Below are 15,643 nucleotides of genomic sequence, written 5' to 3'. Positions count from 1 at the left end.
TACGCCCGTGCCGTCGCGCTCATGTTGTGTGCGACCGTTGTCTAATACAGGATCAGCAGGGCACTCGGAAGGAGCCCGACATCAGCAGCGATCTCCCGCGTCTCGCGGCGGTGACCCGGCCACACCGGGGGCCCGGCATGGCCGGTCCCTCCGTCGCGCCGTACCCGCAGGGCGGCCTCGGGCGCAACCCGAACCTGCCGCCCGGCGAGCGACTGCGGGTGCTGCTGGTCGAGGACGACGAGGGCGACGCCTTCCTGGTCAGTGAACTGCTCGCCGAGACCAACTCGATGATCGACCTGCTGGTCGCCACCAGTCTGAGCGAGGCGCGGCAGCGGGTGGCCGGGGTGGACTGCGTCCTGCTCGACCTCGGGCTCCCCGACGCGCAGGGCCTGGACGGGCTGCGCAAGGTGCTGGAGATGTCCACCGGCGCGGCGGTCTGCGTGCTGACCGGCCGCTCCGACGAGCACCTGGGCATCGTCGCGGTCGCCGAGGGCGCCCAGGACTACCTGGTCAAGGGCCAGGTCGACGGGGTGCTGCTGACCCGCGCGCTGCGCTACGCGGTGGAGCGCAAGCGGGCCGACGAGAACGCCCGCCGGCTGCGCGAGGTCGAGCTGCGTCAGGCCGAGTCGGCCCGCCTGGAACGTGGCCTGCTGCCCCAGCCGCTGATGTCCACCGACGAGGTGTCGGTGCACACCTTCTACCGGCCCGGCCGGCACGCCGCCCTGATCGGCGGGGACTTCTTCGACGTCGTGCAGACCCGGCCCGACCGGGTCGACCTGATCGTCGGCGACGTCTGCGGGCACGGCGTGGACGAGGCGGCGCTCGGCGTCGAACTCCGGGTCGCCTGGCGGGCGCTGATCCTGGCCGGGGTCCCCGACGACGAGGTGCTGCCCGCGCTGGAGCAGGTGCTGATGAGCGAGCGTCGGCTCCAGGAGATCTTCGCGACCGTCGCCACCGTCCGGCTGGACCTCGACGCCAACCGGGCGACCGTCCGGCTGGCCGGGCACCCCCCGCCGCTGCTGCTCTCCGGGGGCAAGGTCGCGCCCGTTCCGGCGCCCGGCGGCCTGCTCCTCGGCGTACGACCGCGCCGGCCCGTAGCGTTCGACCTGGAGTTCTCCACCGATGACTGGTCCCTGCTGATGTACACCGACGGCCTGATCGAGGGGCGGGTGGGCGACGGCGACGAACGGCTGGACGTGCCGGGGCTCGCCGGTCTGCTGGAGGACCCGGCCAACCACGCGGTGCCGCTGGCCGAGCTGCCGGCCTGGCTGGTCGGCCGGGCGGAGCAGATCAACGGCGGCCCGCTCGCCGACGACGTCGCCATGCTCCTGGTCACCCGGGGCGGCGGCCGGTGAACACCTCCCGTCAGGGCTGGACCCTGCGCCGGCGGGTGCTCGTGCTGCTCACCGTGGTGGTGGCGCTGCTGCTGGGCCTGGCGGCGGCGGAGGCCGCGCTGGCGACCAAGACCCGGCAGAACATGGACGCGGTGCTGGTCAAGACCGGGCCGCTGCGGGTGCAGGGCCAGGAACTGCTCAACGCCCTGCTCGACCAGGAGACCGCCGTGCGCGGCTACGCGGTCAGCGGCGACCGGGCCGACCTCGCCCCGTACCAGACCGGGCTGAAGCAGGAACGCGACACCGTCGCGGCGATGAACAAGCTGATCGGCGACTATCCCGCCATCCAGCGTGACCTGCGGATCGTGGAGCAGCAGGCGGCCGACTGGCGGCGGACCGTCGCCGAGCCGGTGATCGCCACGACCGAGCGGCAGGGCACGGCGGCCGGACAGGCGCTCATCACCGACCAGGCCCGGCAGCAGTTCGACCAGATCCGCGCCTCGACCGAGGTGCTCCAGACGGAGATCTTCGCCGAGCGCAACCGCACCGCGCAGAAGGTCTACGAGACGAGCAACATCCTGGTCGTCCTGCTGATCATCGCGGCGGTGGTGATCGCGGTCGCCGGCGTGCTGCTGGTGCTCTCGCTGGACCGGATGGTGATCCGGCCGCTCACCGGGCTGGCCCTGCAGGTGCGGGAGGTGGCCGGTGGCGACTACCGGCACCACATCGAGGGGTCCGGTCCGCCGGAGTTCCGCCGGCTCGCCGCCGACGTCGACGCCATGCGGCAGAAGATCGCCCGGGAGCTGGACGAGGTGCGCGAGGCGCGCCAGAACATCGAGTGGGTCAACAGCCAGCTCCAGAAGCAGGCCGAGGAGCTGACCCGCTCCAACCGCGACCTGGAGCAGTTCGCGTACGTCGCCTCGCACGACCTCCAGGAGCCGCTGCGCAAGGTGGCGAGCTTCTGCCAGCTCCTCCAGCGGCGCTACGCCGGGCAGCTCGACGAGCGGGCCGACCAGTACATCGCCTTCGCCGTCGACGGTGCGCAGCGGATGCAGCGCCTGATCAACGACCTGCTCGCCTTCTCCCGGATCGGCCGCCTCACCAGCGGCTTCACCGAGGTCGACCTGGACAAGGTGATGGGCGACGTGGCCGGGCAGACCGAGGCCGCCCGCCAGTACGCCGACGCCGACCTGACCTGGGGCCCGATGCCCACCATCCGGGGCGAGGAGCCGTTGCTGACCAACCTGCTGGCCAACCTGGTCAGCAACTCGGTGAAGTTCCGCCGGGCCGACGTCCCCCCGAAGGTGCACGTCTCCGCCCGGCTGGTCGACGACGAGTGGGAGATCAGCTGCCAGGACAACGGCATCGGGATCGAGCCGGAGTTCGCCGACAAGATCTTCGTGATCTTCCAGCGGCTGCACTCCAAGGACGCGTACCCGGGCACCGGCATCGGCCTGGCGATCGTCAAGAAGATCGTCGAGTACCACGGCGGCCGGGTCTGGGTGGACACCAGCGTCGACGAGGGCACCGCCATCCGGTTCACCCTCCCCGCGCGCCCGGAGGACGTCGCGGCGGCGAAGGCCGAGGCGGCCGCCGCCGAGGAGCCCACCGGGGACGTCGACGGCGCCGAGGAGACGGTCCCGGCCGACGCGTCGGCCCCGGTCGACCGGCAGCCGGACGGCGCGGCGGACGACAGCGTGCCCGACGGGGCGACGGAGCAGGGTACAACGGGTGGCATGAGGGAGACGGTGGGATGACGGTGCCGGCGGACGGCAACAGCCCGATCGAGGTCCTGCTCGTCGAGGACGACCCGGGCGACGTGCTGATGACCCAGGAGGCGTTCGAGGAGCACAAGCTCCGCAACCGGCTCACCGTCGTCTCCGACGGCGCCGAGGCGCTGGCCTACCTGCGGCGCGAGGGGCAGTACGCGGACGCGGTGCTGCCCGACCTGATCCTGCTCGACCTGAACCTGCCGCGCCGCGACGGGCGTGAGGTGCTGGAGGAGATCAAGAAGGACGACCAGCTCTGCCGGATCCCGGTGGTCGTGCTCACCACCTCCCAGGCCGACGAGGACATCCTGCGCAGCTACCAGCTGCACGCCAACGCCTACGTGACCAAGCCGGTGGACTTCGAGCGCTTCATCTCGGTGGTGCGGCAGATCGACGAGTTCTTCGTCAGCGTGGTCAAGCTCCCGCCGCGTGGCTGACCGGCTGCGGGACGAGGTCGGCGAGCTGCTGCGGGAGACCGCGGCGGAGGTCGTGCTGCCCCTGTTCCGCCACCTCGACGACGCCGACGTCAGCGAGAAGGCCCCCGGCGACCTGGTCACGGTGGCCGACCAGCGGGCGGAGGCGAAGATCTCCGCCGTGCTGCGCAAGCTGCGCCCCGGCTCCGTGGTGGTCGGCGAGGAGGCGGTCGCCGAGGACCCGTCCCTGCTGGGGCACCTGCGCGACGGCGGTGACGTCTGGCTGGTCGACCCGGTCGACGGCACCGGGAACTTCGCCGCCGGACGCCGCCCGTTCGCGCTGATGGTCGCCCTGCTCAGCGAGGGCGAGCTGACCGCCGCCTGGGTGCTGGACCCGCTCGCCGACACCCTGGCCGACGCCCGACGGGGCGAGGGCAGCCGGCTCGACGGCCGACCGCTGCGGGTCGCCGACCTCGCCGTCGCCCCGGGCGGGCTGCGCGGTACGGCGATGACCCGGTTCCTGCCCCCGGGCACCCGGGAACGGGTCGAGGCCGGCGGTGAGCGGATCGGGGAGCTGCTCCCCGGGCAGCACTGCGCCGGTCGGGAGTACCTCGACCTGCTCACCCGTGAGCAGGAGTTCGTGCTCTTCTGGCGGACCCTGCCGTGGGACCACGCTCCCGGCGTGCTGCTGGTCCGGGAGGCCGGCGGGGTGGCCCGCCGGTTCGACGGCACCGACTACCACCCGGCCGAGGACGGTCGGGGGCTGCTCGTCGCCGCCGACGAGGACACCTGGACCGAGGTGCGCGACACCCTGCTCGGGGGCTGAGTCCCCGCGTCGGCCGCCGGTTCTCGGCGCTGCGCGACGGCGCCGGCACGCTGTGTCGACGATCGATGCGGCAGGCGGTCGCGGGCCTGGTCAACCGGGCTGCGTCCGGTATCGTGTCCGGCGGTCTCCCGCCAGCGGGCCACCATCTGCTCCGTCGGCGGGGCCACCGCCGCGCAGGGGTCGACCGGGCCCCGTGGGGAGAGGGAAGGACACCTTCGTGCCCAGGACCACCATCACCCGGCCGCGCGTACGTCGGCCGTTGATCGTGCTGCTCGCCGTGGTGGCGCTGCTGCTCGGCGGCGGGGTCGTGCCGGCCTCCGCGGAGCCCAACGAGGGCGGCACCAAGAAGCTGCGCGACGCGCTGGAGGCCGCCGCCAAGGGCCACATCGAGGCCAAGGCCAAGCTCGACAACTCCAAGCGCCGCCAGGTCGCGCTCACCGGTGAGCTGAAGGCGGTCGAGGGTCGGCTGGTCGGGCTGAACGCCCAGGTCGGCCAGGTGGCCGCGCAGTCGTACCGGCTGGGCCGGCTCACCCCCACCTCGGCGCTGCTGAACAGCGCCAGCCCCGAGTCGTTCCTGCAGCGCGCCGCCGAACTCGACGTGATGGGCCAGCGCGACGCCCGGAAGCTGCGCGACCTCGTCGAGGCCAAGGAGACCGCCGCGCAGGCCAAGGTGGCCATCGACAACGAGGTACGCGAGCAGCAGAAGCAGGTCGCCACCCTGGCCAAGCGGAAGCGGGACGCCGAGCGCGCGCTCGCCACCGTCAGCTCCGGGGCCAGCTCCGGCTTCAGCGGCGGGTCGGCGTCCGCCCGGCCCGCGCCGCGCAACTCCGACGGGTCGTGGCCGTCGGAGTCCTGCTCGGTCAACGACCCGACCACCGACGGGTGCATCACCCCGCGCACCCTGCACGCCCTCCAGCAGGCCCAGGCCGCCGGCTACAAGCGGTACGTCAAGTGCTTCCGCACCGGCGGCGACGGTGAGCACCCGAAGGGCAGGGCCTGCGACTTCTCCGCCGCGACCAGCACCTTCAAGGACGAGACGGCGACCGGCGGGGACAAGGCGTACGGCGACAGCCTGGCCAACTACTACAAGAACAACGCCAGCCGGCTCGGTGTGCTCTACGTGATCTGGTACCGGCAGATCTGGATGCCGAACACCGGGTGGCGGGCGTACAGCGGCTCCGGCAGCCCGGCCGCCGACCACACAAACCATGTTCATCTTTCGATGTACTGACCCGGACGGCCAGGAACGCTGCGTACCATCGCGACGGTGAGCAGCTCATCCTCCGACGTCATGGCCGAGGCGGCGCCCGCCGGCCCGGCCACCCCCCGCGCGTTGCCCAACGGGCTCGCCGCGTTCCTGGTCTTCTTCTCCAGCGGCGCCGTGCTGGTGCTGGAGACGGTCTCGTTGCGCCTGGTCGGCCCCTACGTCGGGGTGACCCTCCAGGTGACCAGCTCGGTCATCGGCATCGCGCTGGCCGCCATCGCGTACGGGGCGTGGACGGGCGGGTGGCTCGCCGACCGGCGGGACCCGCGCGGCCTGCTCGCCCCGGCGCTGGTGCTGGCCGGCATCGCCTCCGCGGTCACCCTGCCGGTGGTCCGGTACGCCGGTGAGGTGCTGCGCGGCGGCGCGGCCACCGCCATCCTGCTGCTCGTCGCGGCGGCCGTTTTCGTGCCGGCGGCCCTGCTGTCGGCGGTCACCCCGCTGGTGGTGAAGCTCCAGCTGGCCGACCTGCGGCGCACCGGTCAGGTGGTCGGCCGGCTCTCCGGCATCGGCACCCTCGGCGGCATCACCGCCACGCTGGCCACCGGGTTCGTGCTGGTGGCGGCGCTGCCCAGCACGGTCATCCTGATCGCGCTGGCGACGCTGCTCGGCGTCACCGGCCTCGCCCTCGGGGCGTACCTGCGCCGGCAGCGGGGCACCGGGCTGCCCGGCCCGGCCCGGGCGAAGGCCACCCTCGCGGTGCTCGGGCTGCTCGGCGCGGGGCTCAGCGCGGTCGCGCCGAACCCGTGCGACGTGGAGACGGCGTACCACTGCGCCCGGGTGGCCGAGGATCCGTCCCGGCCCACCGGCCGGGTGCTGTACCTGAACTCGGCCCAGCACTCGTACGTCGACCTCGCCGACCCGACCCACCTGGAGTACGAGTACACCCAGTGGATCGGCGCGGCGGCGGACGTGCTCGCGCCGAAGGGGCAGCGGCTGGACGCGCTGCACCTGGGCGGGGGCGGGTTCACCATGCCGCGCTACCTGAGCGCCACCCGGCCGGGCACCGACAACCTGGTCTTCGAGATCGACGGCGGGCTGGTCGAACTGGACCGGCGTGAGCTGGGCGTACGCCCGGGGCCGGGGCTGCGGGCGGTGGTGGGTGACGCCCGGATACTGGTCGCCGGCGAGCCGACCGACAGCCGTGACCTGGTCGTCGGCGACGCCTTCGGGCATCTGGTGGTGCCCTGGCACCTGGCCACCCGGGAGATGGCCGCCGAGGTGCGGCGGGTGCTGCGCCCCGGCGGGCTCTACGTGCAGAACGTCATCGACTACCCGCCGGGGCGGTTCATCCGCAGTGAGCTGGCCACCGTCGCGGCGGAGTTCCGGCACGTCGCGGTGGTCGCGCCGCCCCAGGCGCTCGCCGGGCAGGTCGGGTCGAACTTCCTCGTCGTCGCCTCCGACGCGCCGCTGCCGCTGGACGCGCTCGGGCAGCGCCTCGGCACCCTGGACACGGTGCCCGACCTGCTCGCCGGGGCGGAGTTCACCGCCTTCGTCGGCGACGCGCTGGTGCTCACCGACGACTTCGCCCCGGTGGACCAACTGCTCGCGACCGCCTGATCGGGTGACATCGCTGACCGATTACGCCCATCCAGGTGTAGCGGGCCCTCCTCCGGGCAACACGTTCGACCATGGGTGGAGCGATCCGGAACGGCGCACAACTGCTGGGTGAGCGGTACCGGCTGATCGAGCAGCTCGGCGCGGGCGGGATGTCCGTGGTCTGGCGTGGTTACGACGAGGTGCTCGGCCGGCAGGTCGCGGTGAAGGTGCTCGCCTCCCGGCTGGCCGCCGACCGGGCGTTCCGGCACCGCATCCGGGTCGAGGCCCAGGCCGCCGCCCGGCTCTGCCACCCCAACATCACGAACGTGTACGACTACGGCGAGTCCGAGCAGGTCGGGCTGACCGTGCCGTACGTCGTGATGGAGCTGGTCGACGGCGGCCCGCTGACCGCGCGGCTGGGCCGCGACGGGAAGCTGCCCTGGCGGGAGGCGGTGACGATCGGCGCGGAGGTCACCTCGGCGCTGGCCACCGCGCACGCCCGCGGCGTGGTGCACCGGGACGTCACGCCGGGCAACGTCATGCTCACCTCCACCGGCGTGAAGGTGGTCGACTTCGGTATCTCGGCGCTGGTCGGGGAGAGCGAGAAGGGCCCCGACGGCGCCCTGCTCGGCACCCCCGCGTACCTGGCCCCGGAGCGGCTGGACAACGGCCAGGTCTCCCCGGCCACCGACGTGTACGCCGTCGGGCTGCTGCTCTACCGGATGCTCACCGGCCGGCTGCCGTGGAAGGCCAGCACCACCACCGAGATGCTCCGCGCCCACATGTACAACGACCCGGAGCCGATGCCCGAGGTGCCCGGGCTCCCCGACGAGGTGGCGGAGCTGGTGCGCCGTTGCCTGGCCAAGCAGCCCGAGGACCGGCCGCAGACCGCCGAGGTGGCCCGTACCCTGGCCGAGGCGGCCGGGATGATCTCGGCGGTGCCCGTCTCCCCGGCGTCCGGCTTCACCGACCCGGCGCTGCTGGCCAGCGCCGGCACCACGATCCTGCCCTGGTCGTCCGACACCGACGCGCTGCCGTTCTCCGGCCGGACCCGCAACCGCCGGGCCGCCTCGCGCCGCCGCAGGGTCGAGGCGGGGGTGGCCGCCGCCGGCCTGGTCGCGGTGACCGCCGCGATGTGGGGGGTGACCTCCAAGAGCCCGGCCAGCGGTGGCGTCGAGCAGCCCACCGAGGCGCGGATGGGGCTGCAGCAGCAGAACCCCTGCGGCGTCTCGTACGTGCTGCGCAAGGACTCCGGCAAGGACTTCACCGCCGAACTGACGCTGACCAACACCAGCAAGCAGGAGCTGCGGGACTGGAGCATGAGCTTCGCCTTCCCCGGCACCCAGAAGGTGACCACGGCCAGCCCGGCGGTGGCCCGCCAGCAGGGGCGTACGGTCGTCCTCCAGCCGGCGGCCGGCGGGACCGCGCTCGCACCGGGTGCCTCGCAGAAGGTCGCGATGAGCGGCCGGTACACCGGGTCGAACCCGCTGCCGGTGGAGTTCCGGCTGGGTGACGCCACCTGCGCGGTCCAGGTCTCCGGGGTGGCCGGGTCCACGCCGACGACCGCCCCGGCCACGGCGCCGGCCAAGGCGCCGGCCAAGCCGCCGGCGGCGAAGAAGACAGTCGGCAAGGGTGGCTCCTCCGCCACCTCGGGCAGCGGCGGCTCCGGAAAGTCCACTGCCGAGAAGCCGGGCAAGGGCAAGGGGTCGGGTGAGGGCAAGGGAAAAGGCGGGAAGTGACGGAGAAGGGAGGCGGCAAGCCGAAGGGCAAGGCGAAGGGCAAGGGGCGTTGACCCTCAGCTGAGCGTGGCGAACCGCTGCACCTGGTCGATGGTCCCCTCCACGATCAGTACGCTCTCCGGGCTGAGCACCGTCTCCGGGCCCGCGTACCGGAAGCGTTCCCCGGGCAGCTTCGCGCCGACCACCATCACCCCGTAGCGCTCGGTCGGGACGAGTTCGCTCAGCGGCCGGCCGACCAGGCTCGGCGGCACCGGCACCTTGGCGATGGCGAAGTCGTCGCCGAACTCGATGAAGTCGAGCATCCGGCTGACGATCAGGTGGGCCACCCGCTCCCCGGTCTCCGCCTCGGGGAACACCACGTGGTGCGCGCCGACCGAGGCGAGGATCTTGGCATGCTTCTCCGAGGTCGCGCGGGCCCAGATCTGCGGCACGCCCAGTTCGGTCAGGGCCAGCACGGACAGCACGCTCGCCTCCACCGACGCGCCGATCGCGACGACCACCCGGCCGAAGTCCGCCACGCCGAGCTGCCGCAGCGCGGCCTCCTCGGTGGCGTCCGCCTGCACCACCCGGTCGAGCTGCGCCGACCAGCGCTGCACCCGGTCCGGGCTGCGGTCGACGGCGAGGACCTCGTGACCGAGCTGGGTGAGGGATCCGGCCAGGTGGCAGCCGAACCGGCCGAGGCCGATGATCACGATGCCGCTGTCGTCCGTGCTCCTAGCCGACAATGGGTTGCTCCTCCGGGTAGCGGTACAGGCGTCGTCGGGTGTTCAACGCGATCGCCGAGCCGAGGGTGAGCGGGCCGATCCGGCCGATGTACATGAGCAGGGTCAGTGTCAGATGGCCCGGCGTGCCGTAGTCGTCCGGGCTGCCCACCGAGAGGCCGGTGGTGGTGAAGGCCGAGGTCACCTCGAACAGCGCCCGGTAGTAGCGCACGCCCTCGGTCATGACGATCAGCGCGACCGTGCCGGCGACCACGAGCGCGACGCTGAGCAGGGCCACGGTGAGGGCCTGCCGCTGGCTGGCGGTGGCGATCCGGCTCCGCCCGACCGTCACGTCCGGCTCGCCCCGCAGCTCGGCCCAGATGACGAAGGCGAGCAGGAAGAAGGTGGAGACCTTGATCCCACCGGCGGTGCTGGCGCTGCCGCCGCCGATGAACATGAGGGCGATGAGCAGCGGGTAGGTCTCTTCTTCGAGCTGGTTGGTGTCGAGGGCGTTGAAGCCGCCGGTGCGGACGACGGCGTTCTGGGTGAAGGTGGCCAGCAGCTTGCCCTGCCAGTCGTACCCGCCGATGGTGTTCGGGTTGGCCCACTCGGCGGCGAGTAGGCCGACGAAGCCGGCCACGAGCAGGGTGAGGCTGCCCCAGACGGTCAGTTTGGTGGCGACCGCCCACGTGGTGGGCCGGCGCCACGCCCGCACCACCTCGAACAGCGCCGGGAAGCCGAGCCCGCCGAGGATCGTGCCGATCACCAGGGGCAGGCAGATCCACGGGTCCCGGCTGAAGCTCACCAGGCTGTCGGGCCAGAGCGAGAAACCACCGTTGTTGAACCCCTGCACGGCGTGGAACAGCCCGTACCAGAGGGCCCGCCCGAACGGGTAGTCGTAGGCCCACCAGAGCCGGCCGGCCAGGATCGCGGTCATCAGCACCTCGCTGGCCAGGGCGAGGCCCGCGATGCGCAGCAGCAGCCGGCGTACGTCGCCGAAGCCGAACTCGGCGGTCTCGGCCTGCACCAGCAGCCGGTTGCGCAGCCCGAGCTGTCGGGCGACCACCAGGATGACCAGGGTGGCGCCGGTGAGGATGCCGAGGCCGCCGACCTGGGTCAGCACGGTGATCATGATCAGGCCGAAGGTGGTCCAGTACGTCGATGTGTCGACCACCGACAGGCCGGTGACCGAGACGGCGGAGGTGGCGGTGAACAGCGCCTCGGTGAACGGGGTGTAGCGGCTCTCGCTGGTCGCCCAGGGCAGCATCAACAGGCCGGTGCCGAGGGCGATCGCCGCCAGGAATCCCAACGGCACCAGCCGGACGGGATGACGGAGAAACCGGCGCACCAGACAATCTTCTATTTCCCGGCAGCGCGGGGTCGGTGAATCGCGGATCCCGCAGGGTTCATCCGGTGGTCAGCCGCCGACCAACTGGCGGTCAGCCCGGGCCGGTCTGCTGAGCGCGACACACCGACGACAGGAGACGGCGTTGCGACGTACCCTTTCCGCCCTCGGCCTGGCCGGCACGCTGCTCGCGGTGGCGGTCGCCGTGCCCGGCGCGGCGTCCGCCCGCGAGGACGACTCCGAGCGCGCTGGCCGCGCGGAGCGGGCCACCCACCGGCCCATCGTGATCGGCCACCGGGGCGCGAGCGGCTACCGCCCGGAGCACACCCTGGAGGCGTACCGGCTGGCGATCCGCACGGGCGCCGACTACATCGAGCCGGACCTGGTGCCGACGAAGGACGGCGTGCTGGTCGCCCGGCACGAGAACGAGATCTCCGGTACGACCGACGTGGCGGCCCGGCCCGAGTTCGCCGCCCGCAAGGCGACGAAGACCATCGACGGGGTGAGCGTCACCGGCTGGTTCACCGAGGACTTCACCCTGGCCGAGCTGAAGACGCTGCGGGCCAAGGAGCGGCTGCCGCAGGTACGGGTGGCGAACACCGCCTTCGACGGGCGGTACGAGGTGCCCACCTTCCAGGAGGTCGTCGACCTGGCCCGGGCGGAGAGCCGCAACCGGGGCCGGACCATCGGCGTCTACCCGGAGACCAAGCACCCCAGCTACTTCGCCTCGATCGGGCTGCCGCTGGAGGAGCCGCTGGTGGCGGTGCTGCGGGCGAACAAGCTGACCCACCGGGGCGCGCCGGTCTACGTGCAGTCCTTCGAGACGGCCAACCTGCGCAAGCTCGACCGGATGATCGACGTGCCGCTGGTGCAGCTGCTCGACGCCTCCGGTCGCCCGTACGACTTCACCGCCGCCGGTGACCCGCGCCGCTACGCCGACCTGGCCACGCCGGCCGGCCTGCGCTGGATCGCCGGGTACGCCGACGGCGTGGGTCTGAACAAGAACCTGATCGTCCCCCGGGACGCCGCCGGCAAGCTGCGCGCGCCGACCACGGTGGTCCGGGACGCGCACCGGGAGAAGCTCGTCGTGCACGCCTGGACGTTCCGCGCCGAGAACCAGTTCCTGCCGACCGACTTCCGCATCGGCGCCGACCCGAACGCCCGGGGCGACGTCACCGCCGAGTACGAGCTCTTCTACGGGCTCGGCCTGGACGGTGTCTTCACCGACCACCCCGACACGGCGGTGGCGGCGCGGGCGGGCCGCTGACGGTCACGAAGCCTCGGAAGCTCGGTGCCTGAGAGATCCTCTGCATCGGCAAAAGCATCACAGAAGTGGACAAAAGCCCCAATACTTGCACGGCGTGACCTGCGCAAAGGGCAGGTCCAAGCTTGCGTCGTCCCGGACGACGTACGGGGGTTTGTCAATGTCCATCATGAGCAACGTTCGAGCGCGGCGGTGGTGGAGCGCCACCGCCGCGCTGGCCCTGACCATCGGTCTCGCGCCGTTGGTCGGGCCGCAGGGGCCGGCGGTCGCGGCCAGCCCGACGACCGCCACCCTCACCGTCAACAAGGGCGGCATCCGCACCGGATCCGAGACCGTCGCCGGTCTGGCCGGCGCGGTCTTCGACTTCTACGCGGGGGTCAGCGGCACGCGACCGGGCCCCGGTGACACACCGGTCGCCTCCTGCACCACCGACGCCGCCGGTCAGTGCAGCGTCGACGTGCCCGGCCGGACCGGCACCAACCAGGGCTACTGGATCGTCGAGCGGTCCGCCCCCACCGGTTGGCGGCTGATCCAGACGCTGGACACCGGGCCCATCTCGTCGCCGACGACCCCGACGACGTACAACGGGGTCTTCACCGGGGCGGTGGCCAACAACCAGAGCTACACCTTCCCGGTCGCCAGCAGCGGCAACACCAACCGCACCGCACGCGGCCCGATCTGGGCCGACGCGCTGGACAACCCGCCGCTGCCCGGCGACTGCGGACTGAACATCGCCCTGCTGATCGACGTCTCCGGTTCGATCTCGCCGTTCCTGACCGACGTCAAGAACGCCGCCAACGGCTTCGTCGACGCGCTCACCGGTACCCCGTCGCAGATCGCGGTCTACAGCTTCAGCAGCAACGCCGCGACCGTGTTGAACCCGACGCCGGTGTCCGACGCCAGCGGCGCCGGCACGGTGAAGAGCGCCATCAACGGCCTCACCGCAGGCGGCACCACGAACTGGGACGCCGGGCTGTTCCAGATCGCCGCGGCGCCCACCCCGTACGACGCCGTGATCATGCTGACCGACGGCAATCCCACCGTGTACGGTCCACCGCCGGCGCAAGGGCCGGGGAACTTCACCCGGTTCGTGGAGGTGGAGAACGGCGTCTTCTCCGCCAACACCGTCAAGGCGCTCGGCACCCGGATCATCGCGGTCGGGGTCGGCGCCGGAATCAGCGGCTCGGCGAACAACCTCGCCGCCATCTCCGGCCCCACCCCCGGCGAGGACTACTACCAGACCGGCTTCGAGGAGTTGGCCGCGCTCTTCCGGCAGTTGGCGCTGGAGACCTGCGCCGGCACGATCAGCGTGGTCAAGAAGGTCGTCCCACCCGGCGGCACACCCGCCGACGCCGTCCCCGCCGGTGGCTGGACGTTCAGCACCAGCACCCCCGGCGTGACCCCGCCCAGCGGTGTCACCGAGGACAGCACCGGCGCGGTTAGCTTCACCGCCGACCTGAGCGGCGAGCAGACCGAGCCGGTCACCCTCACCGAAACCCTCCAGGCCGGCTTCAGCCTGATCCCGCAGGACGGCGCGAACGCCTCCTGCACCGCCAACGGAAGTCCCGCGGCCGTCACCAACAGCGGGGAACTGGGCTTCACCGTCGACGCCCGGGCCAACGCCATCGTCAGCTGCGTGGTGCTCAACCAGTCGCCGGACCCGGTGGCCTCGGTCCGGGTCGACAAGACCTGGGTGATCAACGGGGAGACCTTCACCGACCCGGACCAGCCGGCCGAGTTCCAGGCCAGCCTGCAACTCACCGGTCAGACCGACCCGACCTGGGGCGTCGAGTACCCCGGCTACACCGCCGGGCAGGAGATCACCATCGGGGAGAGCCTGCTGCTGCGCTTCCTGCCCGCCGGCTGCACCGGCACGGCCAGTGGCGACCTGGGCCAGCAGACCCTCGAAGCGGGCCTGAACGTCTTCGCCGTCCGCAACACCGTCACCTGCGCCACCAGCCTGGAGCTGCGCAAGTCGGTGGAGAACCCGTACGGCACGCCCGAGCCGGCCGAGTCGTGGACGTTGAACGCGTTCCCGCCGGGCGGCGGCTCTCCGGTGATCAGCGGCACCACCGGGGTCGACGGGGCCGTGGAACCGGACGTGGTCTACTCGCTCGGCGAGAGCACCGTGCCGGGGTACGCGCAGACCGTGGCACCGGGAGCGGTCATCACGCCGCCGGCGACCGGTAGCTGGACCTGCACCCTGCTGCTGCGCGGCGGCGGCTCCGGGCTCAGCCTCGACGGCACCAACGGTCAGGTCGCCGTCCAGATCGGGCAGAGCGCCGTCTGCACCGCCACGAACGTGGCACAGCCGGCGAGGCTGACCCTGGTCAAGGAGGTGCAGAACCCGTTCGGCGGGACCGCCACCCCGCAGGAATGGCTGCTGGAAGCCCTGCCCCGGCCGCGTGCCGTGCTGCCGCCCACCGTCCGCGGACGCAGCGGCGAGCCCGCCGTGACCAACGCGGAGATCTACCCGAACACGCCGTACGACCTGGTGGAGAGCGGCGGACCCAGCGGCTACGAGCAGGTGGGTGACGTCCGGTGCGTGCTGACCGGCAGGGGCACCGTGGTGCCCACCCCGGACAACGTCCTCAACGCCGGGCTGGGCCAGAACATCACCTGCACCTTCACCAACCGGCAGCTCCCGCCGCCGCCGGCCCCGGCCCGGGTCACCCTGGTCAAGGAGGTGGAGAACGAGTTCGGCGGGACGGCGAGGCCACAGGACTGGCTGTTGAACGCCACCCCGCCGCAGGGCTCCGGCGCGACGCCGATCAGCGGACGCAGCGGCACGGCTGCGGTGACCGACGCGGCGGCCACACCCGGAGTCGGGTACACGCTCACCGAGACCGACGGCCCGGCCGGGTACGAGCAGCTCGGCGCGGTGTCCTGCGTGAACAACGCGACCGGTGCGGCCATCCCCACGCCGGACGACATCCTCACGCCGATCGCCGGGATCAGCTACACCTGCACCTGGCGCAACGGACAGGTGGACCCGGGCAGCGCGCACCTGACGCTGGTCAAGAAGGTGTGGAAGGGCAAGGCCCACCCCACCGACTGGACGCTGACCGCCGCGCCGCGCGACGGGGGGACCCCGATCAGCGGCACCTCCGGCAGCCCGGCCGTCACCGACGTGCGGGTGCAGGTCGGCGTGGGCTACGCGCTCGGCGAGTCCGGTGGTCCCAAGGGGTACGAGCAGGTCGGCCCGCCGAGGTGCGTGCTCACCGGCACGGACACCACGGTGCCGGTGGTGAACGGGGTGGTGACCCCCCAGCGCGGGCAGGACATCACCTGCACCTTCCACAACCGGCTCAAGAAGCACCTGCCGGTCACCGGCGTGAAGCTGACCGGGATCGTCGGTGGTGGCCTGCTGGCGGTGGCCGCCGGTGGGGCGCTGCTGCTGCTCACCTGGCGGCGCAGGCGGTCGCTGATCGCCTGACCCGACCGAAGTGGGT

At 72.4% G+C, this 15,643-nt stretch carries 11 protein-coding genes; 9 read left to right on the top strand and 2 right to left on the bottom strand.

Features of this window, described 5'->3' with window-relative positions; all coding sequences use genetic code 11:
- Positions 1-137: 137 nt before the first annotated feature.
- The 7 genes from GA0070614_RS13045 (at position 138) to GA0070614_RS13015 (ending at position 8,881) form a co-directional block, all read left to right on the top strand.
- Entirely contained in the window at positions 138-1,355 is a 1,218-nt protein-coding gene (locus GA0070614_RS13045; protein ID WP_088976211.1) for a PP2C family protein-serine/threonine phosphatase, read from the top strand.
- Complete coding sequence (locus tag GA0070614_RS13040) at positions 1,352-3,091, top strand: sensor histidine kinase (RefSeq protein ID WP_088976210.1); 1,740 nt, start codon at positions 1,352-1,354, stop codon at positions 3,089-3,091. Before GA0070614_RS13045 ends, GA0070614_RS13040 begins: the two co-directional genes overlap by 4 nt.
- Complete coding sequence (locus GA0070614_RS13035) at positions 3,088-3,540, top strand: response regulator (RefSeq protein WP_088976209.1); 453 nt, start codon at positions 3,088-3,090, stop codon at positions 3,538-3,540. The genes GA0070614_RS13040 and GA0070614_RS13035 overlap by 4 nt, the downstream gene beginning before the upstream one ends.
- Positions 3,533-4,342 carry an inositol monophosphatase family protein gene (locus tag GA0070614_RS13030; RefSeq protein WP_088976208.1) on the top strand — a complete coding sequence of 270 codons (810 nt, stop codon included), beginning with the start codon at positions 3,533-3,535 and terminating at the stop codon, positions 4,340-4,342. Before GA0070614_RS13035 ends, GA0070614_RS13030 begins: the two co-directional genes overlap by 8 nt.
- Positions 4,343-4,559: 217 nt before the next feature.
- Positions 4,560-5,573, top strand: coding sequence for a coiled-coil domain-containing protein (locus tag GA0070614_RS13025; RefSeq protein ID WP_088976207.1), 1,014 nt, complete (start codon positions 4,560-4,562; stop codon positions 5,571-5,573).
- Positions 5,574-5,633: 60 nt separating this feature from the next.
- A complete protein-coding gene (locus GA0070614_RS13020; protein WP_088976206.1) occupies positions 5,634-7,163 on the top strand; it encodes a fused MFS/spermidine synthase in 1,530 nt (509 codons plus the stop codon).
- A gap of 71 nt (positions 7,164-7,234) precedes the next feature.
- Positions 7,235-8,881 (top strand): serine/threonine-protein kinase, encoded by a 1,647-nt coding sequence (locus tag GA0070614_RS13015; protein ID WP_088976205.1) that lies wholly within the window; start codon positions 7,235-7,237, stop codon positions 8,879-8,881.
- Positions 8,882-8,937: 56 nt separating this feature from the next.
- On the opposite strand, the gene GA0070614_RS13010 is transcribed toward GA0070614_RS13015, so the two are convergent.
- Together GA0070614_RS13010 and GA0070614_RS13005 are read right to left on the bottom strand one after the other, a co-directional pair.
- Complete coding sequence (locus tag GA0070614_RS13010; RefSeq protein WP_088976204.1) at positions 8,938-9,606, bottom strand: potassium channel family protein; 669 nt, start codon at positions 9,604-9,606, stop codon at positions 8,938-8,940.
- Positions 9,596-10,930, bottom strand: a complete 1,335-nt coding sequence (locus tag GA0070614_RS13005) for a TrkH family potassium uptake protein (protein ID WP_088976203.1) — start codon at positions 10,928-10,930, stop codon at positions 9,596-9,598. Before GA0070614_RS13005 ends, GA0070614_RS13010 begins: the two co-directional genes overlap by 11 nt.
- 142 nt (positions 10,931-11,072) lie before the next feature.
- Between GA0070614_RS13005 and GA0070614_RS13000 the strand changes: the two genes are divergently transcribed.
- A complete protein-coding gene (locus GA0070614_RS13000) occupies positions 11,073-12,194 on the top strand; it encodes a glycerophosphodiester phosphodiesterase (RefSeq protein ID WP_088976202.1) in 1,122 nt (373 codons plus the stop codon).
- A 166-nt stretch (positions 12,195-12,360) separates the two neighbouring features.
- Positions 12,361-15,627, top strand: a complete 3,267-nt coding sequence (locus GA0070614_RS12995; protein ID WP_088979404.1) for a VWA domain-containing protein — start codon at positions 12,361-12,363, stop codon at positions 15,625-15,627.
- Positions 15,628-15,643 lie beyond the last annotated feature (16 nt).

The organism is Micromonospora coxensis (genome assembly GCF_900090295.1).
In the GTDB taxonomy this organism is placed as follows: Bacteria; Actinomycetota; Actinomycetes; order Mycobacteriales; family Micromonosporaceae; genus Micromonospora; species Micromonospora coxensis.
The sequence above is the reverse complement of the archived record's forward strand: the minus strand, read 5'-3'. Positions and strand labels throughout refer to the sequence as shown.